Here is a 24,021-nt window from a genome sequence, read left to right as displayed (position 1 = left end):
AGGTACTGACGGAAAGGTAAGTATGCGCCCGTACACCTGTGGACTGGACGCCGCGGCCGACGTGATCGGCGGGAAGTGGAAGCCACGCATCCTGTGGGCGCTGCATCACGGGCCGATGCGGTTCGGTGAGTTGCGGCGGGAGGTCTCCGGGGTCACCGAGAAGATGCTGATCCAGCAGCTGCGTGAGCTGGAGGCGCGGGATATCGTGCATCGCGAGGTCTTTCACCAGGTGCCACCGAAGGTGGAATACTCACTGACCGAACTCGGGACGTCACTCAACGTGGCCTTGATGCCTCTGGATGCCTGGGGTGCTGAGCACCTGGAGGAGCTGGAGAGTACCCGCTGAGGGCTCAATTGGGCTCCTTGCCGTGCGTGGCGTACACTTTTTCCTTGGCTCTTTGTAGCCATAGCCAGTCACGTCTACAGAAGTGCGAGGACATGCCCAAAAAAGAGGGAGTAATCGAACTCGAGGGCACCATCGTCGAGGCCCTGCCGAACGCGATGTTCCGTGTTGAGCTGTCCAACGGGCACAAGGTGCTCGCGCACATCAGCGGCAAGATGAGGCAGCACTACATCCGGATTCTCCCCGAGGACCGGGTCGTCGTGGAGCTGTCGCCGTACGACCTCACCCGGGGTCGCATCGTCTATCGGTACAAGTAACACCACCAACACCTGTCGAAGAAAGTAGCTCGATGAAGGTCAACCCGAGCGTCAAGAAGATCTGCGACAAGTGCAAGGTGATCCGCCGGCACGGCCGGGTCATGGTGATCTGCGAGAACCCGCGGCACAAGCAGCGGCAGGGCTGATCCAGCCTCACGCAGGAACACGGCACTTTCGCACCACAGCGCGCATGCTCGTCCAGGCGGTTTCTGGACGTCGCCCCCGGAACAGAGGCCGGGGCCTTGCCGGTGAAGAAACTCTCACCGAGGCGGGCAAGGACGCAGCGCGCCACCACACCTCTGCTGACGAAAGGAACACCGCCACATGGCACGCCTCGTAGGAGTGGACCTGCCGCGCGACAAGCGCATCGAGGTCGCTCTGACCTACATCTTCGGCGTCGGCCGCACGCGCGCGGTCGAGACGCTGAAGAACACCGGGGTCTCCCCGGACAAGCGCGTCCACGAGCTGGGCGACGACGAGCTGGTCAAGCTCCGGGACTGGATCGAAGGCAACTACAAGATCGAAGGTGACCTCCGTCGCGAGGTGACCGCGGACATCCGCCGCAAGATCGAGATCGGGTCGTACCAGGGTCGCCGGCACCGCAGCGGACTGCCGGTGCGCGGTCAGCGCACCCGCACCAACGCCCGCAGCCGTAAGGGTCGTCGTAAGGCGATCGCCGGCAAGAAGAAGAAGTGACCCGGATGACCGTCGACCCCAGGAGCAACTGACCTATGCCTCCCAAGAGCCGCAGTGCGGCCGGCGCGAAGAAGGTGCGCCGCAAGGAGAAGAAGAACGTGGCCGCCGGCCACGCGCACATCAAGAGCACGTTCAACAACACGATCGTGACGATCACCGACCCGACCGGCGCGGTCATCTCGTGGGCTTCCGCGGGCACCGTCGGCTTCAAGGGTTCGCGCAAGTCGACCCCGTTCGCCGCGCAGATGGCCGCCGAGGCCGCCGGGCGCCGGGCGATGGAGCACGGCATGCGCAAGATCGACGTGTTCGTCAAGGGTCCCGGCTCCGGCCGTGAGACCGCCATCCGTTCGCTGGGTGCGGTCGGCCTCGAGGTCGGCACCATCCAGGACGTCACCCCAGTCGCCCACAACGGTTGCCGCCCGCCGAAGCGGCGCCGGGTCTGACCCCAGAGAGAGGAAGGTAGCGAACCATGGCCCGTTACACCGGACCTATGACCAAGAAGTCGCGCCGTCTCGGGGTTGACCTCGTCGGTGGCGACAAGGCGTTCGAGCGTCGTCCGTACCCGCCGGGTATGCACGGCCGCGGCCGCCCGAAGGAGAGCGAGTACCTGCTCCAGCTGCGCGAGAAGCAGAAGGCGCGTTACTCGTACGGCGTTCTCGAGAAGCAGTTCCGCCGGTACTACGAGGAGGCCTCGCGGCGCTCCGGTAAGACCGGTGACAACCTGCTGCAGATCCTCGAGTCCCGCCTCGACAACGTGGTCTACCGCTCCGGCCTGGCCCGGACCCGTCGGCAGGCCCGTCAGCTCGTCGTCCACGGTCACTTCACCGTGAACGGCATCAAGGTGAACATCCCGTCGTACCGGGTGGCTGCTCACGACATCATCGATGTCAAGAAGAAGTCGGTCGAGACGACGCCGTTCATCATCGCCCGCGAGACGCACGCCGAGCGTGTCGTCCCCGCGTGGCTCGAGGTGATGCCGGAGCGTCTGCGGATCCTCGTCCACCAGCTGCCCACCCGGCAGCAGATCGACACCCAGGTCGCCGAGCACCTGATCGTCGAGCTCTACTCGAAGAACTGACCGCGTGCCGGCCGGTGGCCCTCGGGCTGCCGGCCGGTCCGGTGCGTTCTTCACCCATCGCGACCTCAAATAGTGGTCGTCGCGAGAGACAAGGAACAAGAAGTTGCTTATTGCACAGCGCCCCACCCTGACCGAAGAGGTCGTCGACGAGTACCGCTCGCGGTTCGTGATCGAGCCGCTGGAGCCGGGCTTCGGTTACACCCTCGGGAACTCGATCCGCCGGACCCTGCTGTCGTCCATCCCGGGCGCGGCCGTCACCAGCATCAAGATCGACGGTGTCCTGCACGAGTTCTCGACCGTTGCCGGGGTCAAGGAAGACGCCACCCAGCTGATCCTGAACCTGAAGGACCTGGTCGTCTCCTCCGAGCACGACGAGCCGGTCACCATGTACCTGCGCAAGCAGGGCCCCGGTGACGTGACGGCCGCCGACATCGCGCCGCCGGCCGGTGTCGAGGTGCACAACCCGGACCTGAAGATCGCCACCCTGAACGAGAAGGGCCGGCTCGAGATGGAGCTGGTCGTCGAGCGCGGTCGTGGCTACGTCTCCGCGGTCCAGAACAAGTCCGCCGACGCCGAGATCGGCCGGATGCCGGTCGACTCGATCTACTCGCCGGTCATGAAGGTGACCTACAAGGTCGAGGCCACCCGTGTCGAGCAGCGCACCGACTTCGACCGCCTCGTGGTCGACGTCGAGACCAAGCAGTCGATGCTGCCCCGCGACGCCGTCGCGTCGGCCGGTAAGACCCTGGTCGAGCTGTTCGGTCTGGCCCGCGAGCTGAACGTCGAGGCCGAGGGCATCGACATCGGCCCGTCGCCGGTGGACGAGCAGATGGCCGCCGACCTGGCACTGCCGGTCGAGGACCTGCAGCTGACCGTCCGGTCCTACAACTGCCTGAAGCGTGAGGGCATCCACACCGTGGGTGAGCTGATCTCGCGCAGCGAGCAGGACCTGCTGGACATCCGGAACTTCGGCTCCAAGTCCATCGACGAGGTCAAGCTGAAGCTGGCCGAGATGGGCCTGTCGCTGAAGGACTCCCCGCCCGGGTTCGACCTCCGCGCCGCGTCCGGTGCCTACGGCAACGAGGCGGACGACGAGGACGAGAGCTTCGCCGAGACCGAGCAGTACTGAGCTGACCAAGGCCCGTCGGGCCCTCAACCCCTTCGGCCCGACGGGCCTTAGATTCCTGGAGTTATGAGATGCCAACCCCCACCAAGGGTGCTCGCCTGGGCGGCAGCCCGGCGCACGAGAAGCTGATCCTCAGCAACCTCGCGACGTCGCTGTTCGAGCACGGCGCGATCACCACCACCGCGGCCAAGGCCAAGCGCCTGCAGCCGCTGGCGGAGCAGATGATCACCAAGGCCAAGCGTGGTGACCTGAACTCGCGCCGCCAGGTGATGAAGCGGATCCGGGACAAGAGCGTCGTGCACGTGCTCTTCACCGAGATCGGCGAGCGGTACGCCGACCGTCCGGGTGGCTACACCCGGATCACCAAGCTCGGCCCGCGCAAGGGCGACAACGCCCCGATGGTGAAGATCGAGCTGGTCGAGGCGCTGGCCGACTCGCCGAAGGCGAAGAAGACCGCCGCCAAGAAGGCCCCGGCGAAGAAGGCTGCCGCGGCCGAGACCAAGGTCGAGGACAAGGTCGAGGACGCGCCGGTCCAGGACGTCGTGGCCGGCAAGTTCGAGAACTCCGCCGCCCCGACCGCCGACGGCTCCGCGCCCGAGGGCTTCACGATCAAGGGCAACGAGGACTCGATGAAGTACCACACCACCGAGTCCCCGTGGTACGAGCAGACGGTCGCCGAGGTCTGGTTCAAGACCGAGGCCGACGCCGAGGCCGCGGGCTTCGCGAAGGCCGGCGGCACGGACGCCGACGAGAAGTAAGCACGACACGAGCGAGGGCCCCCCCACACACCGGGGGGGGGCCCACCCCTAGTGTTGTGGGCTTCCCCGCCCCTGGAAGCGCCCCTGTGGCCCTGTGGCTCAGCCCGTGGGTGAGCTCGGTGGGCTCGATGGCGGCGTTGAGGACGCCGGTGGGCTCGCGGGTGTCGACGGACTGCCGGACGGTTTGGGTGTCGGGGTGGGCGTCACCACGGCTCCTGCAGCCACCGCCTTGTCGACCGCGGTCTTCATGTCGGTGACGGCCTTCTGGTAGCCGGCCAGGTCGCCCTTCTTGAGGGCGTCCTGTGCCCGACCGTAGGCGGCCTGCGCATCGGCAAGCGCCTGCTTGACCGTTGCGCTCTGCTGCGCCGGAGGTGTCTTCGTCCCGGGTGGTTCCTCGCCGGTATCGACGCTGGTGTTGAAGACCTTGGTCAGAGCTTCCTGCAGTGTCGAGCCGTAGGCGACACGATCACCGAACGACACGAGGACATAGCGCAGGACGGGATAACTACCAGGCCCACTGGTCCGCACCGAGTACACCGGCTGGACATAGAGCAGACCGCCACCGAGTGGCAACGTCAGCAGGTTGCCGTACTGCGCTCTTGCCCCGCTGTTCGGCTGGTTGATCGGGAGCAGCGCCTGTCTGATGCCCTCGTCGGTCTGGAACTTGTTGTAGACCTGCCCCGGACCAGGGATCTGCAGGTTGCCCGGCAATCGCAGTATTCGGAACTTGCCGTAGTCCGGGGACGTGGCCTCGGAATCCACGGCCATGAAGGCAGTCAGGTTCTCGCGTTCACCGTTCGGTACGTACACCGACGTCAGCGAGAACTTCGGATCGGTCTGACCAGGCATCCGCAACGACAGATAGAAGGGAGGCTGGCTGATATGCGTCGACGAGTCACCGCCCGACGACACCGCGGTCGGGTCGTCCGGGACACGCCACAGGTCGCTGTTCTGGTACCAGGTGCCCGCGTCCTGGACGTGGTACTTGGCCAGCAGGTCGCGCTGCACCTTGAACATGTCCTCGGGGTAGCGCAGGTGCGACATCAGCGCCGGCGAGATCGCCGACTTGGGCTTCACGGTGCCGGGGAAGGCCTTCATCCACGTCTTCAGGACCGGGTCGCTCTCGTCCCACGCGTACAGCTCGACGGAGCCGTCGTAGGCGTTGACCACGGCCTTGACCGAGTTGCGGATGTAGTTGATCTTCTCGCTCGGCTGCTGCGCGATCGTCCCGCGCCCCGTGGTGGTGTCCCGGGTGCTGACGTCGAGCGCGACCTTCTCGGAGTACGGGTAGTTGTCCGAGGTGGTGTAGCCGTCGACGATCCAGACGACCTGGCCGTCGACGATCGCCGGGTACGGGTCACCGTCGGGCGTCAGCCACGGTGCGACCTTCTCGACCCGCTCGCGTGGCGTGCGGTCGTAGAGGATCTTCGAGTCAGAGTTCACCCGGCTGGACAGCAGGATGTTCGCATCCCGGAACTTGGTTGCGTAGAGCAAACGGTTGACGAAGGAGCCGACCTGGACGCCGCCCTTGCCCTCGTAGGTGTTCAGCGTCGGGTCGCCGCCGCTCTTACCTTCCGGGGTGTCGAGCTCGACCGGCGAGGATCCCTTCGGGCCGCCGACGATCGAGTAGTCCGGCGACTGCTCACCGAAGTAGATCCGCGGCTCGTAGTCACCGAGCTGACCGGTCGGCGGCAGGTCCTTCTCGGTCCAGACCGGCGTACCGTCCGCGGCGCGCTGGTTGCCGTTCGCGGCGACGACACCGTAGCCGTGGGTGTAGACGGTGTGGTCGTTGTTCCAGTTGCGCTGACCGGCCGGCAGCCGGTCGACCTGGACCTCGCGCACGCCGATGACGGTGTCGTTGACCTTCTGACCGATCTTGTACCGGTCGACGTCGAGATCCGTCGGGAACGAGTAGAAGCCACGCACCTGCTGGAGCTGCTCGAAGGTCGGCCCGATCACCGTCGGGTCGATCAGCCGGATCCCCGGGAGGACCTCGGCGTCCGCCGTCAGCTCGCTCGGCTTGGCCGTGGTTGCCGCCGGGTACTCGGTGATGTCGCTGTTCTCGAGCCCGTAGGCCTGCCGCGTTGCCTCGATGTTCTTGCTGATGTACGGCCCTTCCTTCACCGGCTCGCTGGGGCGCACCCGCAACTGCTGGAGCGCGGCCGGCCAGAGCGCACCGAGAAGGATCGCCGACAGGATCAGGACGACCGTGCCGACGCCAGGAAGCAGCCAGGTCCGGCGCACCACGTTGGCGAAGAACAACAACGCGCAAAGCACCGCGATGACGGCCAGGATCTCCTTGCTCGGCAGGATCGCGTTGTCACCGGTATAGGAGATACCTGTGAAGAGTCTGCCGTCGGAGGTCGTGAGGCCGAAGCGGTCCAGCCAGTAACTGAACGCCTTGAGCAGCACGAGCAGACCGAGCAGGATCGAGAACTGCACCTGCGCCGCGCCCGAGGCCTTCTGCCCCTTCGCGGACGGGCGGAAGCCGCCGTACAGGTAGTGGGTGATGATCGCTGCCACCAGCGACAGCAGCACGATCGAGTAACCGAAGCCGAGAAGGACGCGCAGCCATGGGTAGTCGAAGACGAAGAACGAGATGTCCTTGTGGAAGTGCTGGTCGGTGACACCGAACGGGGTGCGGTTCTTCCAGGCGAGGAAGACCTTCCACTCACCCGACGCGGCCGAGCCGCCGAAGATCAGCATCAGCCCCGCGACCACGCCGACGGCAATCCGGCCGTGCTGCTGCAGCAGATCGCCGTACCTCTCGAAGCCCGGGCTCGGCGACGGGGCGAGCGCGACCCGCGGGCGGGTGCGGAAGGCGACGATGATGTTCGCGACGACCGCCGCTGCCATCAGTACGCCGACGACCACGAAGAGCAGCACCCGGGTCCCGAGGACGGTGCTGAAGACCGAGCCGAAGTCGACGGAGCGGTACCAGAGCCGCTGGGTCCAGACGTCGGTGAAGACGCTGAAGAGGATCAGCAGGACGATCAGCGTGGCGATCGTCGGCAGCAAGGCGCGAGGGCGGCCGCCTGTTCGCCGCGTTTTTCGGGGCGGCTCGTCCGGCATGTCGTAGACGCCGTCGCTCATGGTCGCTTCTCCTCGTCGTCGCCCTCGACCGCAACCCCCTTGCCCGGCCGGCTGCCGGACGAAGGTTCGAATGTCAATGACAGTACTTCGCACAGCGTGGGGACCAAGTCGACACCGGTCAGCACCGCACTGTCCTCGTCGTGGGCGCGGAGCCGGACAGCGCCGAACCGGTCACCCTCGCGGAGCACCGCGGCGACCATTCGGACCTCGTGCCGGCGCGGGTCGCTGCCGGCCAACTGGGCCAGCTCGGCGTCGGATTCGACGCTGGAGAGACCGGCTTCGGCTGCGGCCGGCAGCACGATCCGTTCGATCGCCAGCGCGCAGCCGGCGACCCCGTCGGGCCACTCGATCCGGCCGAGCGCGTCCGCCAGGTTGTCGTCCTCGAGGCCGCCGGGCAGTTCTCCCTGCGCGACCGGGGTGAGCGGCTGCGAAGCGTCGTCGGCGCCGAGCTGCGCGGCCAGGTTCGGCTCGGCACGGAGCAGTTCGGCGGTCGGGACCAGGGCGAACAACTGCGCGGGCTGGTCCCAGCCCGCGCTGCTCACGTGCTTCTCGATCTCGACCACCGCGCGACTGAGTGCGTCACGGGGCAGCGTGCCTACGGAATCCATGCCGGCCGATCATCCCTTCGGTTCGCCGGTACGTACGGGTGGCTCACTGACTGCACGACGGAACAGCTCCCTTGCCGCTGGTGACCGCCTGCAACGCGCTGATCGCGTCGGTCAGCGTGCTGATCTTCACGAGCTGGATGCCCTTCACGTCCGCTTGCAGCGCGGCTTCACAGTTCGGCGCCGGGACCAGGAACACCGTGGCGCCGTCGTTCCTGGCGCCGGCGATCTTCTGCTGGATGCCGCCGATCGCGCCGACCTGGCCGAGCGCGTCGATCGTGCCGGTGCCGGCCACGTGCTTCCCGTTGAGCAGCGGGCCCGGCGTCAGCTTGTCGTAGATCGCGAGGGCGAAGGCGGTGCCGGCGCTCGGGCCGCCGATGTCCTGACCGAGGTTGACGGTCACCTTCACCTGCGACTCGACGCCGATCGTGATCCCGACCATCGGCCGGGTCTCCTCGCCGGGAGTCGCGGCGGTCTTCAGCTGGACGGTCTGCTCGGCGGTGCCACGGCGGATCAGGAAGACGACGTTCTCGCCGACCTTGTGCTTGCGGACGAACTCACCGACCTGCGGGACCTGGGTCACGGTGTGACCGTCGACGGCCAGCACTATGTCACCGGGCTTCAGCTTGCCCTGGGCCGGCGACTTCTCGGCGACCGTCGACACCTTGGTGTGGAACGGCACCTTCGCAGCCTGCAGCGCGGCAGCCACCGCGCTGTCCTGGGATCCGGTCATCTCCGCAGTGTTCTGCTGCTCGACCTGGTCGGCGCTCTGGTCCGGCGGATAGATGATGTCGCGCGGGAACAGGTCGTGGTGCGGGTCGAGCCAGTTACGCATCGCCTGCGGCAGCGTCAGCTGCCGGTCCGGGGAGGTCACCGACACGGTCGTCAGGTCGAGCTGGCCCGAGGTCGGGAACGTCTCGTGCCCGGAGATCTCGATGACCGGCTTGTTCTTGGACGACGATCCCAGGGTGTCCTTCACGGGCCCGGGGCTGAACGAGACGAACGGCACGGGGAACGCGGTCACCAGCCCGAGCGAGACCACGAGCACGACGATCGAAGTGACCAATGTGGCGGTACGACGTGTCACGAACCCTGCCCTGCGATCTTGGTGGAGGCTGCCTGGTTACCAGCCTCGGCGGAGGCCGACCGGCCGCGGTTCTCGGTGAAGGCCGCCTGATGATTACGACGACCGAAGCCCCGGCGACGTTCCGGAGTGGCCCGTGGGCCGGGCGCCGCGAGGGCGGCGTTGAAGCGGCGGAACTCGTCGACCGAGGCGAAGGCGCCACCGGACCGGCGCGGCTCGCGGCTGCGCCAGCCGCGCCACGCCGCCCAGCACATCGCCAGCAGTGTGGCGGTCACTGGGAACGCCAGCCACGCCAAAACCTTCACAGGGCCACCTTCATGGGCCCAGCGTACGGGTCAGTGAGCGCCGACCCACTCGCTGCCACCGTCGCTGAAGTGCTGGTGTTTCCAAATCGGGACCTCGGCCTTGAGATCGTCGATCAGCCGCCGGCACGCCGCGAACGCGACATCGCGGTGCGACGCGGCCACCGCCACGATCACCGCGGCGTCCCCGATCTTGAGGTCCCCGGTCCGGTGGACCGCGGCCAGCGCAGTCACGGCCGGGTCGTCACAAACACGCTGCGCGACCTTCCGGAGGTGCTCCAGCGCGTCCGGATGTGCCTCGTAGCTCAGTCGGTCGACCGGCTTGTCGTGGTCGTGGTTGCGCACACTGCCGATGAACAGCGCAACCCCGCCCGCCGTCGGATCCGCGACGGCAGCGAGTACCTCGTCGCTGGACAACGCGCTGTCACGAATGTCCAGCAGCCTGATCGCGTCGCTCATCGGTTCCTCATTCCGGCCGTTTCCCCGCCTGCACAGCACACACCATCCCATCCCATCCCCCACCGCCCAATTCTCCCTCCCACCCTCCGATTCGCCCACATCCCCGCCTGCGCCACCCGGGTCGGCCGCGGCGTCCTGGCGTACCCGAGGGCTGCTGTGCGTGGCGTTCCGTGCACCAGGAGAGACTGTTGCCTTCCTCACCTACCTGGTACTGCACCGGTTCATCGCTCTGCCTGCGGCGAACACGGGCGGTGATGCGTTCACCGGGCGAGGAACTGGTCGACGGAACCAGTACGTTGGAGTTGTACGCCCCACCCGCACAGGAAGGCCCTCCGATGAGCGACGAACCGGACAACCCGGACAACCCGTTCAAGGGAACGCCGTTCGAGGCCATGTTCCAGCAGTTCTCGGGTGCGGCCGGAGCGGGCGGCACCCCGGACCTGAACGCGATCTTCGCGCAGGTCCAGCAGCTGCTGAGCGGCTCCACCGACGGCAAGCCCGTGAACTGGGACCTGGCCAAGGACATCGCCCGCAAGACCGTCTCCGCCGCCGGAGACCGGTCCATGACGGCCACCGACGGCGACCGGATCGCGGACGCGGTTCGCCTCGCCGAGCACTGGCTGGACCAGGCGACCACGCTGCCCGAGGTCTCCACGACGTCCGCGGCCTGGAGCCGCGCGGAGTGGGTGGAGAACACGCTTCCGGTGTGGCAGACGATCGTCGACCCGGTCGCGGAACACGTCGCCGGCGCGATGGGCAACGCGCTGCCCGCCGAGGCTCAGCAGTTCGCCGGGCCGATGGCCGGGATGTTGCGACAGCTGGGTGGCTCTGTCTTCGGTGCCCAGGTCGGACAGGGGCTCGGTGAGCTCGCCGGCGAGGTCGTGAGTTCCTCGGACATCGGGCTGCCGCTCGGACCGACCGGCCAGGCGATCATGCTGCCGGACAATGTCGCCAAGTTCGCCGAGGGCCTCGGGCTGACCGACGAGGACGTCCGGCTGTATCTGGCGCTGCGCGAGGTGGCGCACCAGCGGCTGTACGCGGGGGTGCCGTGGCTGCGGCAGCACCTGCTCGCCGCGGTCGCCGACTACGCGGCCGGGATCGAGGTCGACACCGGCAAGATCGAGCGTGCGATGGCCGACATCGACCCGCAGAACCCGGAGGCCATGCAGGAGGCGCTCGCGGGCGGTCTGTTCGAGCCCGAGGACTCCGAGCAGCAGAAGGCGGCGCTGGTCCGCCTCGAGACCACGCTTGCGCTCGTCGAAGGCTGGGTCGACGACGTCGTCCGCGAGGCCACGAAGGAGCGCATGCCCGCGGCGGTCCAACTGGCCGAGACGGTACGCCGCCGTCGCGCTGCCGGTGGGCCCGCTGAGCAGACGTTCGCGACTCTCGTGGGGCTCCAGCTCCGCCCGCGCCGGCTCCGCGACGCCGCCAACCTGTGGGCCGCCGTCCGTGACGCCCGTGGGGTGGACGGCCGCGACAACCTCTGGTCCCACCCCGACCTGATGCCGAGCACCAGCGACCTCGACGACCCGATCGGCTTCGCCCAGCACGCCGGCGAGCTCGCGAACATCGACATCACCGACTTCCTCCCCAAGGACGACGCTCCCGAAGAGCCGTCACCCAAGGACGACGACGGCAACAACCCGGACAAGTAGCAGCCAGCGCGCCCCGGCACTCGAATCGGGGCGCGTCCCCTGCTTGGGCCGGGGCTCGTACCCCCGGTCAGGGTCCTCAGCGGTGGTTGTGGAGACTTGCGGGGTGCTTCATGGAGATGCGGTCGAGGTCCTGCAGGGCTGGCGTGCGCCTGACGCCGAGCAGGAAGAGCTGCGGCAGCACTATCTGAGGCACCTCGCGGTCCGTCCCGATGGCATGTGGCGAGGCTGCCGTCCCGAGCACGTGACGGCTAGCGCGCTGCTGGTGGACGGCGCAGGCCAGAACACGCTCCTGACGCTCCACAAGACTGTCGGCCGGTGGCTCCAACTCGGCGGCCACTGCGAGTCCGGCGACACCACGCTCACCGGCGCCGCACTCCGCGAAGCCACGGAAGAGTCGGGTCTGCCGGAACTGACGGTCAGCCCCGAACCGCTACAGCTGTCCCGTCACCTGCTCGAGGCCGGCGGTTGCGCCGGGGCGTACCACCTGGACGTTCAGTTCCTGGTCACCGCGAGCACGAACACGGCGTACGTCGTCTCCGAGGAATCCCACGATCTCGCATGGTTCCCCTTGAACGCCCTCCCGGCCGACACCGACCCCAGCGTCCAAGCCCTAGCCGCCCGAGCCCGCAAACACCTCACATCCAGCTGACCCGTTCCCTCAGCCAGAACCCGTCACCACCGCGTCGACCAACGCGAGGCAGTAGTACCCCGGACATGACCGCACATCCGTGGGCCGACCCGAACTGACCGGCCCACCTCACACCAAACCCCGCAGTCCCCACCCCCTGCTGCCCCCCAGCACCTCGTCCCGCTGGCACTGCATCCCCGCTTGCGCTGTCCCCGTGATTGCCCCCGCGATGCCGCCCCGCCTGTGCCGCGCCCCGCACTTGCCTAGCTTGTACTGCATCCTGCTTGTGCTGCGTCCCGGTCTGGTATCGCGCCCCCGGTTGGTACCGCCACCACCCCAGATGCTGCGTCCCCGTTGGCACTGCATTCCTGCGCGTACCGCGATCCCCCGTGCTCGCTGCGGACTCCGTCGTACTGCGTCCCCGCTGCATTCCGTCCCCGTGTACGGCGTACCCCGTGTGCTGCTTCGCCTGTGGTGGGTGTGTTGGTGCAGTCCCCCGACTGCGACATCCCACCGGATCCCCCGTGCGATCCCCCGTCGTGCTGTCCCTGGTGGGCCGCATCCCCCCGATGCGGCCGACAGGGGGAGCTGATGTCGGGTGCCGCCCCTGAACGGCATCGGCGATCAGCTGGGCTTCCCCGAAGTTCCCCGCTGCATGGTGAACGAGCCGGGACGGAGAAGGTGACGCGTCAGGAGTGACGAAGAAGAGATCTTGTCGCGTCCCATCCTTCGAGGCCGGGATCCAGTCGCGCTATGTCAGAGTTCGATCGCAGACGGTGCCACCCTGGGCCAGTCGCGACCGCATGGCGGCGAGGCTTGTGCGCCTCCAGGACCGACAGCGGTGTGTCGAAGGTCGGTGCGAGGTCGGCGATCCACTTAGGGACGGGACGCTTGATTCCGATCGCGGCCAGGGAGCCGTCTTCGGCAGGAGTGACCGCGATGTCGGAGTGGCTCAGCGCGCGGAAGAGCTTGCCGATGAGCAGTCCGGGCAGATCAGGTACGTCGTGCGAAACCGCGACGACCGCCGCAGCCGGACCGACGACCTCCACCGCGTGCAGGATCGGCCGGTCCCCGTCGACGGCGTACGTCGGCGTGCCCGGCCAGGTCAGTGCGCTGACCTCGGCCACCGCGGACTCGTCACCACCAGCGACCGCGACCGCTGTCTCGACGCGATCGAGCGTGGCGACCACCTCGTACGTGTCCTCGGCAAGCGCCAACCGCCAAGCCTCCGGATCCCGCCCCGGCGGAGCCCACGACCCCGTGGCCGGCACGACAACAATCACAACTCGCCGGTCCGCCACCTCAGACCGAGCAGCCGTTTCAAGGCCCTCGCCTGCCTCGAGATCGGGGCGGTCTGGGTTGGACGCACCTGGTGCGCCAGTGGTGGTCATGCGGGAGTGCTCACGTGGTCGTAGGTGGTGCGGGCGGCGGTGACCTGCGGCATATGGGTTTCGGCCCAGGTTTTGATGGCGGCGATCAGCGGCATCAAGGTGTGGCCGAGTGGCGTGAGCTCGTAGTCGACGCGGACCGGTACCGACGGGGTGACCGAGCGAGTCAGTAGCCCGTCACGCTCCAACGACCGCAGCGTCTGGGTGAGCATCTTCTGGCTGACGCCGGCGATCCGACGGGACAGGTCGGAGTACCGCTGTGGTCCGTTGGCGAGTGCCGTGAGTACGAGGGTCACCCATTTGTCGCTGATGCGGTCGAGGAGTTGGCGCGCGGGGCAGGTGGCCAGGAACGCGTCGTACTCGCGGGCCGCCTCTTCTCGGCGTTGCGCTGCGGTGCGGGTGGGCATGGCTCTCCTCGTCGTGCGGTACGTACTCCGAAGTGCGTACTTCCCAGAAGAGAGTAGCTCTCCGAGAGTGGGCTCAACCCCAGAGAAGGAGAGAGAACACCATGCGCGCACTGGTTGCCCGTCGGCTCGACGGACCCGAGGCGATCGAGCTCATCGAGACCGCCGTCCCCGAACCGGCTGCCGGTCAGGTACGGATCAAGGTCGCCGCAGCAGCAGTCAATCCGGTGGATGTCGCGGTCAGCATCGGGCTGCCGCTCGAGTTCGGTCTGACGGCCGCCCGCAAGCAGTTCGGCCTCGGCTGGGACGTGGCTGGGACTGTCGATGCCGTCGGCCCCAATACACAGCTGCAGATCGGCGAGGCCGTGGTCGGTGTCGCGGACCTGCTGGGCCGGGCACTCAAGACGCATGCCGAGTACGTCGTGCTGGATGCGGACGCGACGGTCCGGGCCCCCGAAGGTCTGGAACTGGTGCAGGCGGCAACGTTCGGCCTCAACGGGCTCACGGCATTGCAGGCGATCAAAGCGCTGCAGCCCGGCGCCATATTGGTGACCGGAGCCGCGGGTGGAGTTGGCCGCAGCGCCGCCGAGATCGCGAAGCATGTCGGGATGACGGTGATCGGCAGCGCGCGCTCGACTGACAAGGAACAGTTGCGCGGAGTCGTCGACCACTTCGTCGACGCGGCGGACAACCTGGCCGACACCATACGGCGGATTGCGCCCGCCGGCGTGGATGGCCTGGTGGATGCCGCGGTGGTCGGCGTCGGCGCGCAGGAGGCTGTGCGTAACGGTGGGCGGCACGTACATCTGCAGGGAGGTCCGCGGCCGCCGCACCTCCGCGGCATCACCGTCACACAGCTACTCGTGCGCGCCGATCAGACCGATCTGCAGGAACTGACCCAGCTCGTCGAAGCAGGTGTCGTCTCGACGCGAGTCGCCGGCACGTACCCGCTTGAGCAGGCTGAGCTCGCCTACAAGCGGGTTGCCGAAGGCGGCGTACGCGGTCGCCTCGTCCTCGTGCCTTAACAGCCCTAGGCAGGGATGCCGAGCTCCGGCTTGATCAGCCCCAACCGCATCGCGGCCATGATCGCGTTCGCACGATTGGTCGCACCAAGCTTCTCGTACACACGGGACACGTACGTCTTCGCAGTCGACAGACTGACGAACATCGTGGCAGCCATCGCCGGGACCGAGAGACCGGTCGCGAGCAGCGACAGGACCTCGAGCTCACGCGGGCTGAGCGCCAGGCCCGCGGGGTCGATCCCAGCCGGGGCCCGATCTGCGAACTGTCCGCGGCGCGCCAGGGCGCGCCCGAGACCGGTGGCGCTGAAGGAGGCGGCCGCGACCGCGGCGTGCCGGATCGCTGCGAGCACCTCGGCGTTCGGAGCGGTCTTCTCGACGAAGGCGGAGACGCCGGTCTCCAGCGCTCGGAACAGTACGTCGTCACCGGCTTCGGCGGTGAGGACCACGATGCCCAGCTCGGCGTGCCGATCGCGGAGTTGCCGGGCGAGCTGGAGACCGTCGGCGTCCGGCAACGCGACGTCGAGGACCACGACGTCCGGCTGCGTGGAGGCGACGAGTGCCAACGCCTCGGACGCGAGTCCGGATTCGTCGACGATCGCGATGCCGGCACCGGCGCCGACGAGTCGCGCCAGTCCGTACCTGGTCAGTGTGTGACCGTCGATGACGACGACGGTGATCGAGGTTTCCATGACTGCCCCCAGTGCAATCCCGCCGTGACTCATCCGCCCAATGGGTTCGAAGTCACCTTCTGCCACCATGATCGACTCGGGCCTACAGCCCGTTACAGAAACCCCGGAGATGCTTTCCAATTGCTTGGTCCCCGAGTTTCGTGGTCCGCTGCCGGTCACAGGAGGGCCGGTAGGTCTCGGCTGATCAAGCCGCGTTGCAGACCGAGCATCAGCGCCTGCGCCCGATTGGTCGCGCCGAGCTTCTCGTACACGCGCGAGACGTAGGTCTTCGCGGTCGAGTGACTCACTTGCAACGTGGTGCCTATAGCAACGACGGGCACACCCCGCCCGAGCATCTCGAGCACTTGGGACTCCCGCGGACTCAACGGCGAACCGCCTCCGAGTGGCAGAGGCCTGGGAGCCGGCGTACTCACGGATGCCCGACGACGGGCGATAGCCGAACCCAGGCCGCTCGCGATGAACGAGCCCGCTGCGACAGCGGAGTGCCGGATCGCGACCAGGACCTCGACAGCCGGGGCCGTCTTCGGAACGAACGCGGAGACGCCGATCTCCAACGCCCGGAAGAGAACGTCGTCCTCACCGTCGGACGTGAGCAGGACGATGCGGAGCTCGGGATGCCGGTCGCGCAACTCACGCGCGAGAGACAACCCGTCGCCGTCCGGCAGCGTGCTGTCGAGGACGACGACATCGGCGCGCTCGAGAGCGACAGCCGCGATCTTCGGATGCGAGGCCCGTCTCCCGAACGACCGACATGTCGGGCTGCGCAGTCACCAGTGCGCGCAGCCCGTCGCGCGACAGCGTATGACCGTCGACCACAACGATGCGGATGTGATTACTCAAAGTCAACCTCCCCGTGACGCCGTTACCCTAGGTAACGGGCGGAGGGGTCGACCAGGGACTTAGGACCCTATTTCGGCAGGCGCCGGGTCCTCAGCACCTACGCCGTCGGTCGGGTTCGCCGGGTGCCACGGACAGCTGGCCGTCAGCCCAGGGCGGCGAGGAGGCGGAGGGCTACTTGGATGTCGAGGGTGTGGTTCGGGGATTGCCAGCCGTCGCCGAGGAGGGCGGTGACGCGGTCGAGGCGTTGCTGGACTGTGTTCGGGTGGATGTGGAGCGAGGTGGCGGCGCGGGTGGGGCTTTGGCCTGCGGCGAAGTACGCGTGCAGGGTGCCGATCAGGTCGGTACCGCGCTGCTCGTCGTAGTCGAGGACTTTGCCGAGCACGTGCTGCACGTGGGTACGCACGTCAACGTCGGATGCCCCGACCAGACCCGCCACTCCAAGGTCATCAGGGGTGGCGGACTCGCTGGTGCGCCCCAGACGAAGCATCGTGGCGACCAGACGAGCCGCCTGACGGTGCGCCTCGACGAGCGGCTCACCCCACGCCGCAGGGCCAGTGACCGCGATGGTGACCCCAGTGCGCTTGGCCAGCTCGGACAGGTCGCGTGCCGCGGTCACAGGAGTAGTGCGAGCGAACAGAAGCACCAGATCCCCGCCGTACGGACCAGATAGCACCAGCCGGTCCTCCAGTGGAGCAGACAGGCGAGCGCGTACGGCGGAGTGGTCGCCACGGCACACGGCGATGACCAGGCGGTCGTGACGGTGGTTCGGTGCGAGCAGCCGGAGTCGATCGGTCAGTGTGCGCGGATCGGCGCTCCCGCTGAGTACGTCGGCCAGTAGATCCGCCTGCGCTCGCTGCGACTGCTCCGCGGCCTGCCGTCGGAACAGTAGAACCAGCGCGGTCACGACTGCTGCCCGTTCGACAATGCGCTGGTCCGCACCGGACAGGTCGTCGACACCGCCGATGACCAAGGCACCGAGCCGTTCGCCCTTGGCCGTCGCGGCCACGACCCAACAGTCACCGATCCGGGTCAGGCGGCCAGACTCCGAGTCCTGCCAAGGCACTGCCGTATCTGGTGGGCTGCCAGCCATTGCCAGCTCGTTGCCGACGGCGTCGACCAGTACGACCCAGACGGCGAGCAGCTCGGCCAGCGCGGCAGCGACCGCGTCCACATCCCCACCGGACAAGACGATCCCGGCGAAACGGTCGTGTGCTGCGGCAGCATGCTCGACACCGGCATGCGCTGCGGAGAGCTGATCCAGCGCGGCCGCAGTCTCAGCCGCGGCGCGTACCTGTACCAAGGTCACCGCGGCTAGAGCGGCGAGGGAACCTAGTAGTGACACCTCGTCGTGGCTGAACGGCCGCATCGTCCGGTTGGACGCGAACAGTACGCCGACGAACGCGCCGTCGACGATCAACGGCGTACCGCAGATCGCGACCAGGCCCTCGTCCCCTACCGCGTGGTCGATCGTCACGGTGTGCCGGAAACGCTGGTCCGACGGGTAGTCGGCGGTCCAGTAGGGCTTGTGGGTCTTGGCGACCAGACCGCCGAGTCCGGCCCCGAGCGGCAGCCGGACCTGCTGGAACTCCGCCGACACCGACCCGTCGGTCGCCCGCATGTACGTGTCGCCGCGCGCGTCGTCGTACAGCGTCAGGTAGGCGACGTCCACGCCGATCAGGCTGCGGGTCCGGTGCACGATGGTGTCGAGCACGCCGCCCGGGTCGCGCGCCGAGGCGAGCTCCCGGGCGACGTCGACCAGGGTGGAGAGCTCTGCCTCGCGCTTCTTGCTGGCATCGATGCCGGCCCGGATGCGCAGGGCGAGGTCACGGGCCACCGCGTCCTCGCCCGCCGCCCGGGCCAACTCGCTCCCGGGCGCATCCTCGGCCAGCAGCCGCAGCAGCTCCTCCATCCTGGGGATGATGCCACCTAGAGGGTGGTCAGGTCCCGCTTGTGCGTTTCGGAGTACGACGTCACCGCGATGATCGAGATGACCGCGCAGACCGCCACATAGATCGCGATGGCGTACCCGGAGTCGTACGCCTTGAGCAGTGCGACCGCGATGAACGGCGCCAGACCACCCGCGATAATCGACGCGAGCTGGTAGCCCACCGAGACACCGGAGTACCGCACGCGCGTCCCGAACAGCTCGGTGAAGAAGGACGCCTGCGGACCGTACATCGCTCCGTGCAACACAAGCCCGACTGTGACGGCCAGGGTCGCCAGCGCGAAGTTCTTAGTGTCCACCAGAGCGATGAAGAGGAAGGACCAGATACCGACACCAACCGCACCGACGAGGTACACCGGTCGCCGGCCGACCCGGTCCGACAGTGCACCCCACAGCGGGATAGCGCAGAAATGCACCGCGGCGCCGATCAGTACGGCGTTCAGCGCGAAGGACTTCCCCATCCCGAGGTGCTCCTTGGCGTACGTCGCGATGACGATCGTGAAGATGTAGTAGCTGACGTTCTCCGCCATCCGCGCACCCATCGCGGTCAGCACCTCCCGCGGGTACTTCGTCAGCACCTCCATCAACGGCAGCTTGTCCTCAGGCTGCTGCTTCGCCCGCGCCTCCTGGAACACCGGCGACTCCTCGATCCGCAGCCGCACCCACAGCCCCACCAGGACCAGCACTGCGGACAGCAGGAACGGAATGCGCCAGCCCCACGAGTTGAACGCCGCATCCGACTGGAACGCAGCCAGACCAGCCAGTACGCCGTTCGCGATCAGCTGACCCGCCGGAGCACCGGCCTGCGGCCACGACGCCCAGAAACCACGCCGCGCCGGGTCACCGTGCTCCGACACGATCAGTACGGCGCCACCCCACTCGCCACCGAGCGCGAAGCCCTGGATGAGCCGCAGTACGGTCAGCAGGACCGGAGCCAGTGCACCGACCTGCGCGTACGTCGGCAGCAGGCCGATGGCGAACGTGGCGAGCCCCATCATCAGCAGCGACAGCACGAGCAGCTGCTTGCGGCCAAGCCGGTCGCCGAAGTGCCCGAACACCACGCCGCCGATCGGACGGGCGAAGAAGCCCACCGCGAACGTGGCGAAGCTCAGCAGGGTCCCGGTGAGTTGCTCACCTTTCGGGAAGAAGAGGTCGCCGAACACCACCGATGCGGCGACCCCGTAGAGGAAGAAGTCGTACCACTCGACCGTCGTACCGACGAGACTCGCGCCCACCACCCGAACGATCGACGTACGGGTGCGGACCGGTTCTGTAGCTGTCATTTTGGGCGGCTCCTGAATTAGTGGGCGGTCCAGCCGCCGTCTAGTACGAACGAGCTCCCCGTGATGGAGGCGGACGCGGGGCCGCACAGCACGGCCACCAGCTCCGCCACTTCGGCCGGTTCGATCAGTCGCTTCACCGCGACCGGCTCGAGCAGGACCTTGTCCAGCACCTCTGACTCGGACAGGCCGTGCGTAGCGGCCTGGTCCCTCAACTGCGCGGTGACCAGCGGAGTCCGGACGTACGCCGGGTTCACGCAGTTGCTGGTCACTCCGTGCGCCGCACCCTCCAGTGCGACCACTTTGCTGAGTCCCTCGAGCCCGTGCTTCGCAGCGACGTACGCCGCCTTGAACGGACTCGCTCTGAGGCCGTGGACCGAGCTGATGTTCACCACGCGGCCCCAGCCGGCGCCGTACATGTGTGGGAGCGTCTGGCGGATCAGCCGGAACGGCGCCTCCAGCATCAGCCGGAGCAGGTAGCTGAACCGCTCCGGTGGGAACTGCTCGACCGGTGCGACCTGCTGGACGCCGGCGTTGTTCACCAGAATGTCGACGTCGACCGGCAGGTTCGCCAGCCCTTCCAGGTCGGACAGGTCGGCCACCACCGTCTCGACGCCCTCCAGCGCGTCGAGACCGGCCTGGTCGAGGTCGACGGCCACGACGTGCACGCCGTCCGCTGCCAGGCGTTGGGCGCACGCGGCGCCGATACCGGACGCGGCGCCGGTGACGAGGGCTCGACGGGTCTCCATGGCGGACGACTGTAGGAATCCGGCCGAGTCGGCACTATGGGATGGGACCACACATCCAGGCGGCAAGCTGTAGTCCGGATCACCATCTAGGCGTGGTCGCGTCTATCGAACCAGCGGATCGTCATAGATCGACCTATTGTTGAATCATGGTCGATATCGAGCAGCCGAAGCAGAAGGCTGCCGGCGTGCCCGCCGTGCTGTCGTCGTTCAAGTTCGGTCTCCGTGAGATGGGTGCGGTCCGCAGCGGCCGCGTCTTCCTGAAGATGAACCAGGACCGCGGGTTCGACTGCCCCTCCTGCGCGTGGCCGGACCCCGAGCACAAGCACACCGCGGAGTTCTGCGAGAACGGCGCCAAGGCGGTCGCCTGGGAGGCGACCCGCAAGCGGGTGCCGCGGGCGTTCTTCGCGGAGAACTCGGTCGAGGACATCCACCGGATCTCCGAGTTCGACCTCGGCAAGCTCGGCCGGATCACCGAGCCGATGCTGCTGCGGGCCGGCGCCACGCACTACGAGCCGGTCGGGTGGGACGAGGCGTTCCAGGTCGTCGCCCGGCACCTGAAGGCCCTCGCCGACCCCAACGACGCCGTCTTCTACACCTCCGGCCGGACCAGCAACGAGGCCGCGTTCCTGTACCAGCTGTTCGTCCGCGCGTACGGCACCAACAACCTGCCGGACTGCTCGAACATGTGCCACGAGTCCTCGGGTACGGCGCTGTCCCGCGTGATCGGCAGCGGTAAGGGCGCCGTCACGCTGAAGATGCTCGAAGAGTCCGAACTGATCGTGATCGTCGGGCAGAACCCGGGCACCAACGCGCCGCGGATGCTCACGCACCTCGAGGTCGCCAAGCGCAACGGCGCCGACATCGTCGCGGTCAACCCGCTGCCCGAGCCCGGCCTGATGACGTTCATGAACCCGCAGAAGCCCCGCGGCCTGGTCGGCAAGGGCACGCCGCTCGCCGACCAGCACCTGGGGATCCGGATCGGTGGCGACCAGGCGCTGTTCCTGGCCCTCGGGCACCTTCTGCTCGAGGCCGAGGCGGCGAACCCGGGCACCGTCCTGGACAAGGCGTTCGTCGATTCGCACACCAGCGGGTTCGAGCTCTACGCGAAACACAACACCGAGCTGGACTGGGACGCGGTCGAGCTGGCCACCGGGCTGCGCCGGGCCGAGATCGAGGAGCTGGCGCAGCGTTTCATCAAGTCCAAGGCGACCGTGATCTGCTGGGCGATGGGGCTGACGCAGCACCGCGAGGCCGTCGCGACGATCAGCGAGATCGTCAACGTGCTGCTGCTGCAGGGCAACATCGGCAAGCCGGGCGCCGGCCCGTGCCCGGTGCGCGGCCACTCGAACGTCCAGGGTGACCGCAGTATGGGCATCTGGGAGAAGGTGCCGGACGCCTTCCTGGACCGGCTCGACCGCGAGTTCGCGTTCACCGCGCCGCGCGAGCACGGTATCGACGCGGCCGCGACCGTGAAGCGGCTGCGGGACGGTGCCGTCCGGGTGTTCTTCGCGATGGGCGGCAACTTCGCGTCCGCGACACCGGACACCGAGGTCGTGCATCGGGGCCTACGTGCGTGCGATCTCACCGTGCACGTGTCGACCAAGCTGAACCGGTCGCACACCGTCACCGGGCGGGAGGCGCTGATCCTGCCGACGCTCGGGCGCACCGACCACGACCACACCGCGGCCGGTCCGCAGTCCGTGTCGGTCGAGGACTCGCAGGGCGCCGTACACCTGTCGAAGGGGAACCTGATCCCGCCGGCGCCGGAGATGAAGTCCGAGATCGGGATCGTGTGCGGGCTGGCGCAGGCCGTCGTACCGGAGATCGGGCAGATTCCGTGGGCGGATTTCGCCGACGACTACAGCCTGGTCCGGCAGCGGATCGGGCGGGTCGCGGACGGATACGAGAACTACGAGGACCGGTTGCGCGACGGTGACGGCGGGTTCCTGCTGGCGCACGCGGCGCGCGACAAGCGCGAGTTCCGGACGTCGGACTCGCGGGCGCAGTTCACCGCGAACGACCTGACCTGGTTGCCGACGGCACCTGGTCGGCTGCTGCTCCAGACGCTGCGCAGTCACGACCAGTTCAACACCACGATCTACGGCCTCGAGGACCGCTACCGCGGCATCCACGGGACCCGCGACGTCGTCTTCGTGAATCCCGACGACCTGGCCGAGCTCGGTCTGAAGGACGGCGTGTACGTCGACATCGTCAGCGAGTTCCAGGGTGTCGAGCGACGCGCGTCGCACTTCCGGCTGGTCTCGTACCCGACGGCGCGTGGTTGCGTCGCCGCGTACTACCCGGAGACGAACGTCCTGATGTCGGCCGACGACCTCGCGAAGGGCAGCAACACTCCGGTCGCGAAGGGCCTGACCGTCAGGCTGGAGCCAGTCGCTTCCTGAACCACGGCTGCAGAAGAGCGAGTACGGCGGCGACCGCGGCGGTCGTCAACCACAACCCGGTCGGGCCCGTGGTCTTGAGCAGCTGGGTGACGGTGAGCGGGGCGATCGTGGTCGCAATGCCCCAGCTCAGGCCAAAGACGGCCAGGTAGCGGCCGCGCGCTTCGTCGGGCGCGAGGCCGGAAGCCTGGGTGAGGTAACGAGTCAGCAGGAACAGGTCGCCGAGGCTCCAGAAGATCGAGGCGCCGACGAAAAGCACCAGGTTGTGGGCGAACGCGGTGACGACCAGGCCGATGGCGACCAGGACATAGCCGATCGCGATCGACCGGAAGTCGTCCAGGTTCTGCACTCGCAGCAGGCGCTGCGCGGCGATCAGGGTGACCGCGGAGACGGCGAGGATGATGCCGGTGCCGGACTTCGGGAGTCCTTGCTCGAGCAGGGTGAGCGGCAGGCCGATGATCAACTGCATGTAGATCGTGGCGAACATCGTGCCGCCCGCGAGGAGCAGGAGCAGCCGTCGATCACGCCAGGCCGAAGCGGCCGGAGCTTGGTCCTTCGGGTGCTCTCGGCGTACGTCGGCCGGTAGCGCGAGCGCGACCAGGATCGCGCAGGACAGACAGGTGATCGCGTCGGCGACGAACAGCCAGCGCAGGTCCCAGTGGCTGATCGCGGCGGCGAGCAGACCGGCGAGAACGCCGGCCGCCGCAAGCGCCGCGCTGTAGAGGCCGTAGGCCGCAGGGCGGTCCGCCGGTTCGGTGACGTCGGCGATCATCGCCTGGCTCGGCGGCTCGTAGATCTCGAACGCGAGACCGAGCAGGACCGTGGCCAATACGGCGGACCACAGCGCGTGGCTGAGGGCGATCCAGAGTTGAGCGACCGCGCAGCCAGTGAGGCCGAGGACGATCGTGAGCCGGCGGCCGAGGCGGTCGGCGAGCTGGCCACCGAGCAGGCGGGACGGGATCGTCGCCGCGCCGAAGACCGCGAGGATCACGCCGGTCTCGGCGAGCGACGCGCCGAACTCGACCGCGAGCACCACGCCCAGGAACGGCAGCGTGAACGCGCCGATCCGGTTGACCGCCCGGGCGACGACCAGGATCCACACGGTCGGCGACACCCCGCGCCAGGGCGCGGTCACCGTGCTCGCAGCGCTCACGACGTACC

At 67.9% G+C, this 24,021-nt stretch carries 25 protein-coding genes; 12 read left to right on the top strand and 13 right to left on the bottom strand.

Annotation, left to right across the window (positions count from 1 at the left end; all coding sequences use genetic code 11):
* Window positions 1-22: 22 nt before the first annotated feature.
* From ACWGID_RS27640 to rplQ, 8 genes are all read left to right on the top strand, one after another.
* Window positions 23-346 (top strand): winged helix-turn-helix transcriptional regulator, encoded by a 324-nt coding sequence (locus tag ACWGID_RS27640; RefSeq protein ID WP_452201331.1) that lies wholly within the window; start codon window positions 23-25, stop codon window positions 344-346.
* A gap of 92 nt (window positions 347-438) precedes the next feature.
* Window positions 439-660 carry a translation initiation factor IF-1 gene (gene infA / locus ACWGID_RS27635; RefSeq protein WP_012923661.1) on the top strand — a complete coding sequence of 74 codons (222 nt, stop codon included), beginning with the start codon at window positions 439-441 and terminating at the stop codon, window positions 658-660.
* 32 nt (window positions 661-692) lie between these two features.
* Window positions 693-806: a 50S ribosomal protein L36 gene (gene rpmJ / locus ACWGID_RS27630; protein WP_008361054.1), complete on the top strand. Its 114-nt coding sequence runs from the start codon at window positions 693-695 to the stop codon at window positions 804-806.
* 178 nt (window positions 807-984) lie between these two features.
* Entirely contained in the window at window positions 985-1,356 is a 372-nt protein-coding gene (rpsM, locus tag ACWGID_RS27625; protein ID WP_387771342.1) for a 30S ribosomal protein S13, read from the top strand.
* A 35-nt stretch (window positions 1,357-1,391) separates the two neighbouring features.
* Complete coding sequence (rpsK, locus tag ACWGID_RS27620) at window positions 1,392-1,799, top strand: 30S ribosomal protein S11 (protein ID WP_130384622.1); 408 nt, start codon at window positions 1,392-1,394, stop codon at window positions 1,797-1,799.
* Window positions 1,800-1,825: 26 nt separating this feature from the next.
* A complete protein-coding gene (gene rpsD / locus ACWGID_RS27615; RefSeq protein WP_452201328.1) occupies window positions 1,826-2,434 on the top strand; it encodes a 30S ribosomal protein S4 in 609 nt (202 codons plus the stop codon).
* A 103-nt stretch (window positions 2,435-2,537) separates the two neighbouring features.
* Complete coding sequence (locus ACWGID_RS27610; protein WP_452201326.1) at window positions 2,538-3,563, top strand: DNA-directed RNA polymerase subunit alpha; 1,026 nt, start codon at window positions 2,538-2,540, stop codon at window positions 3,561-3,563.
* Between the two features lie 68 nt (window positions 3,564-3,631).
* On the top strand, window positions 3,632-4,318 hold the full coding sequence (rplQ, locus tag ACWGID_RS27605; protein WP_452201324.1) for a 50S ribosomal protein L17, sunset domain variant: 687 nt from the start codon (window positions 3,632-3,634) through the stop codon (window positions 4,316-4,318).
* A gap of 99 nt (window positions 4,319-4,417) precedes the next feature.
* Here rplQ and ACWGID_RS27600 read toward each other — a convergent pair whose 3' ends face one another.
* Genes ACWGID_RS27600 through ACWGID_RS27580 form a run of 5 tightly spaced genes read right to left on the bottom strand, consistent with a single transcriptional unit; the run spans window position 4,418 to window position 9,861 of the window.
* Entirely contained in the window at window positions 4,418-7,411 is a 2,994-nt protein-coding gene (locus ACWGID_RS27600) for a UPF0182 family membrane protein (RefSeq protein ID WP_452201322.1), read from the bottom strand.
* The gene (locus tag ACWGID_RS27595; RefSeq protein ID WP_452201320.1) at window positions 7,408-8,019 is read right to left on the bottom strand and encodes a PPA1309 family protein; all 612 of its coding nucleotides are present in this window, start codon (window positions 8,017-8,019) and stop codon (window positions 7,408-7,410) included. The genes ACWGID_RS27600 and ACWGID_RS27595 overlap by 4 nt, the downstream gene beginning before the upstream one ends.
* 43 nt (window positions 8,020-8,062) lie before the next feature.
* Window positions 8,063-9,103 (bottom strand): YlbL family protein, encoded by a 1,041-nt coding sequence (locus ACWGID_RS27590; protein ID WP_452201318.1) that lies wholly within the window; start codon window positions 9,101-9,103, stop codon window positions 8,063-8,065.
* A complete protein-coding gene (locus ACWGID_RS27585; RefSeq protein WP_452201317.1) occupies window positions 9,100-9,405 on the bottom strand; it encodes a hypothetical protein in 306 nt (101 codons plus the stop codon). Before ACWGID_RS27585 ends, ACWGID_RS27590 begins: the two co-directional genes overlap by 4 nt.
* Window positions 9,406-9,435: 30 nt before the next feature.
* Window positions 9,436-9,861, bottom strand: a complete 426-nt coding sequence (locus tag ACWGID_RS27580; RefSeq protein WP_452201315.1) for a molybdenum cofactor biosynthesis protein MoaE — start codon at window positions 9,859-9,861, stop codon at window positions 9,436-9,438.
* A 335-nt stretch (window positions 9,862-10,196) separates the two neighbouring features.
* On the opposite strand from ACWGID_RS27580, the gene ACWGID_RS27575 reads away from it, so the two are divergent.
* On the top strand, window positions 10,197-11,516 hold the full coding sequence (locus ACWGID_RS27575; protein ID WP_452201313.1) for a zinc-dependent metalloprotease: 1,320 nt from the start codon (window positions 10,197-10,199) through the stop codon (window positions 11,514-11,516).
* A gap of 103 nt (window positions 11,517-11,619) precedes the next feature.
* On the top strand, window positions 11,620-12,165 hold the full coding sequence (locus ACWGID_RS27570) for an NUDIX hydrolase (protein WP_452201311.1): 546 nt from the start codon (window positions 11,620-11,622) through the stop codon (window positions 12,163-12,165).
* A 668-nt stretch (window positions 12,166-12,833) separates the two neighbouring features.
* Here ACWGID_RS27570 and ACWGID_RS27565 read toward each other — a convergent pair.
* Together ACWGID_RS27565 and ACWGID_RS27560 are read right to left on the bottom strand one after the other, a co-directional pair.
* The gene (locus tag ACWGID_RS27565; protein ID WP_452201309.1) at window positions 12,834-13,415 is read right to left on the bottom strand and encodes a DUF2064 domain-containing protein; all 582 of its coding nucleotides are present in this window, start codon (window positions 13,413-13,415) and stop codon (window positions 12,834-12,836) included.
* Window positions 13,416-13,531: 116 nt separating this feature from the next.
* On the bottom strand, window positions 13,532-13,939 hold the full coding sequence (locus ACWGID_RS27560; RefSeq protein WP_452201307.1) for a winged helix-turn-helix transcriptional regulator: 408 nt from the start codon (window positions 13,937-13,939) through the stop codon (window positions 13,532-13,534).
* A gap of 101 nt (window positions 13,940-14,040) precedes the next feature.
* Here ACWGID_RS27560 and ACWGID_RS27555 point away from each other — a divergent pair, with 101 nt between their 5' ends.
* The gene (locus ACWGID_RS27555; RefSeq protein ID WP_452201305.1) at window positions 14,041-14,961 is read left to right on the top strand and encodes an NADP-dependent oxidoreductase; all 921 of its coding nucleotides are present in this window, start codon (window positions 14,041-14,043) and stop codon (window positions 14,959-14,961) included.
* A 5-nt stretch (window positions 14,962-14,966) separates the two neighbouring features.
* On the opposite strand, the gene ACWGID_RS27550 is transcribed toward ACWGID_RS27555, so the two are convergent.
* From ACWGID_RS27550 to ACWGID_RS27530, 5 genes are all read right to left on the bottom strand, one after another.
* The gene (locus tag ACWGID_RS27550) at window positions 14,967-15,647 is read right to left on the bottom strand and encodes a response regulator (protein WP_452201303.1); all 681 of its coding nucleotides are present in this window, start codon (window positions 15,645-15,647) and stop codon (window positions 14,967-14,969) included.
* Window positions 15,648-15,802: 155 nt separating this feature from the next.
* Window positions 15,803-16,312 carry a response regulator transcription factor gene (locus ACWGID_RS27545; protein ID WP_452201430.1) on the bottom strand — a complete coding sequence of 170 codons (510 nt, stop codon included), beginning with the start codon at window positions 16,310-16,312 and terminating at the stop codon, window positions 15,803-15,805.
* Between the two features lie 317 nt (window positions 16,313-16,629).
* Complete coding sequence (locus ACWGID_RS27540) at window positions 16,630-18,396, bottom strand: helix-turn-helix domain-containing protein (RefSeq protein WP_452201301.1); 1,767 nt, start codon at window positions 18,394-18,396, stop codon at window positions 16,630-16,632.
* A gap of 17 nt (window positions 18,397-18,413) precedes the next feature.
* A complete protein-coding gene (locus tag ACWGID_RS27535; protein WP_452201299.1) occupies window positions 18,414-19,715 on the bottom strand; it encodes an MFS transporter in 1,302 nt (433 codons plus the stop codon).
* A gap of 17 nt (window positions 19,716-19,732) precedes the next feature.
* Window positions 19,733-20,461 (bottom strand): 3-hydroxybutyrate dehydrogenase, encoded by a 729-nt coding sequence (locus ACWGID_RS27530; RefSeq protein ID WP_452201297.1) that lies wholly within the window; start codon window positions 20,459-20,461, stop codon window positions 19,733-19,735.
* A 146-nt stretch (window positions 20,462-20,607) separates the two neighbouring features.
* Here ACWGID_RS27530 and ACWGID_RS27525 point away from each other — a divergent pair, with 146 nt between their 5' ends.
* Entirely contained in the window at window positions 20,608-22,863 is a 2,256-nt protein-coding gene (locus tag ACWGID_RS27525; protein ID WP_452201295.1) for an FdhF/YdeP family oxidoreductase, read from the top strand.
* On the opposite strand, the gene ACWGID_RS27520 is transcribed toward ACWGID_RS27525, so the two are convergent.
* Complete coding sequence (locus ACWGID_RS27520; RefSeq protein WP_452201293.1) at window positions 22,838-24,013, bottom strand: MFS transporter; 1,176 nt, start codon at window positions 24,011-24,013, stop codon at window positions 22,838-22,840. The genes ACWGID_RS27525 and ACWGID_RS27520 overlap by 26 nt on opposite strands.
* Window positions 24,014-24,021 lie beyond the last annotated feature (8 nt).

The sequence above is a fragment of the Kribbella sp. NPDC054772 genome, from assembly GCF_053611945.1.
Note: the sequence above shows the minus strand (reverse complement) of the source record. Positions and strands in the feature narration are given on the sequence as shown.

What these genes read in the sequence shown, in the direction of transcription:
- ACWGID_RS27550 (WP_452201303.1), bottom strand. Translation starts at nt 15,647, where the DNA reads ATGGAAACCTCGATCACCGTCGTCGTCATCGACGGTCACACACTGACC.
- ACWGID_RS27560 (WP_452201307.1), bottom strand. Translation starts at nt 13,939, where the DNA reads ATGCCCACCCGCACCGCAGCGCAACGCCGAGAAGAGGCGGCCCGCGAG.
- rpsD (WP_452201328.1), top strand. Translation starts at nt 1,826, where the DNA reads ATGGCCCGTTACACCGGACCTATGACCAAGAAGTCGCGCCGTCTCGGG.
- ACWGID_RS27640 (WP_452201331.1), top strand. Translation starts at nt 23, where the DNA reads ATGCGCCCGTACACCTGTGGACTGGACGCCGCGGCCGACGTGATCGGC.
- ACWGID_RS27595 (WP_452201320.1), bottom strand. Translation starts at nt 8,019, where the DNA reads ATGGATTCCGTAGGCACGCTGCCCCGTGACGCACTCAGTCGCGCGGTG.
- ACWGID_RS27525 (WP_452201295.1), top strand. Translation starts at nt 20,608, where the DNA reads ATGGTCGATATCGAGCAGCCGAAGCAGAAGGCTGCCGGCGTGCCCGCC.
- infA (WP_012923661.1), top strand. Translation starts at nt 439, where the DNA reads ATGCCCAAAAAAGAGGGAGTAATCGAACTCGAGGGCACCATCGTCGAG.
- ACWGID_RS27540 (WP_452201301.1), bottom strand. Translation starts at nt 18,396, where the DNA reads ATGGAGGAGCTGCTGCGGCTGCTGGCCGAGGATGCGCCCGGGAGCGAG.
- rplQ (WP_452201324.1), top strand. Translation starts at nt 3,632, where the DNA reads ATGCCAACCCCCACCAAGGGTGCTCGCCTGGGCGGCAGCCCGGCGCAC.
- rpmJ (WP_008361054.1), top strand. Translation starts at nt 693, where the DNA reads ATGAAGGTCAACCCGAGCGTCAAGAAGATCTGCGACAAGTGCAAGGTG.
- ACWGID_RS27580 (WP_452201315.1), bottom strand. Translation starts at nt 9,861, where the DNA reads ATGAGCGACGCGATCAGGCTGCTGGACATTCGTGACAGCGCGTTGTCC.
- ACWGID_RS27535 (WP_452201299.1), bottom strand. Translation starts at nt 19,715, where the DNA reads ATGACAGCTACAGAACCGGTCCGCACCCGTACGTCGATCGTTCGGGTG.
- ACWGID_RS27530 (WP_452201297.1), bottom strand. Translation starts at nt 20,461, where the DNA reads ATGGAGACCCGTCGAGCCCTCGTCACCGGCGCCGCGTCCGGTATCGGC.
- rpsM (WP_387771342.1), top strand. Translation starts at nt 985, where the DNA reads ATGGCACGCCTCGTAGGAGTGGACCTGCCGCGCGACAAGCGCATCGAG.
- ACWGID_RS27575 (WP_452201313.1), top strand. Translation starts at nt 10,197, where the DNA reads ATGAGCGACGAACCGGACAACCCGGACAACCCGTTCAAGGGAACGCCG.
- ACWGID_RS27600 (WP_452201322.1), bottom strand. Translation starts at nt 7,411, where the DNA reads ATGAGCGACGGCGTCTACGACATGCCGGACGAGCCGCCCCGAAAAACG.
- ACWGID_RS27555 (WP_452201305.1), top strand. Translation starts at nt 14,041, where the DNA reads ATGCGCGCACTGGTTGCCCGTCGGCTCGACGGACCCGAGGCGATCGAG.
- rpsK (WP_130384622.1), top strand. Translation starts at nt 1,392, where the DNA reads ATGCCTCCCAAGAGCCGCAGTGCGGCCGGCGCGAAGAAGGTGCGCCGC.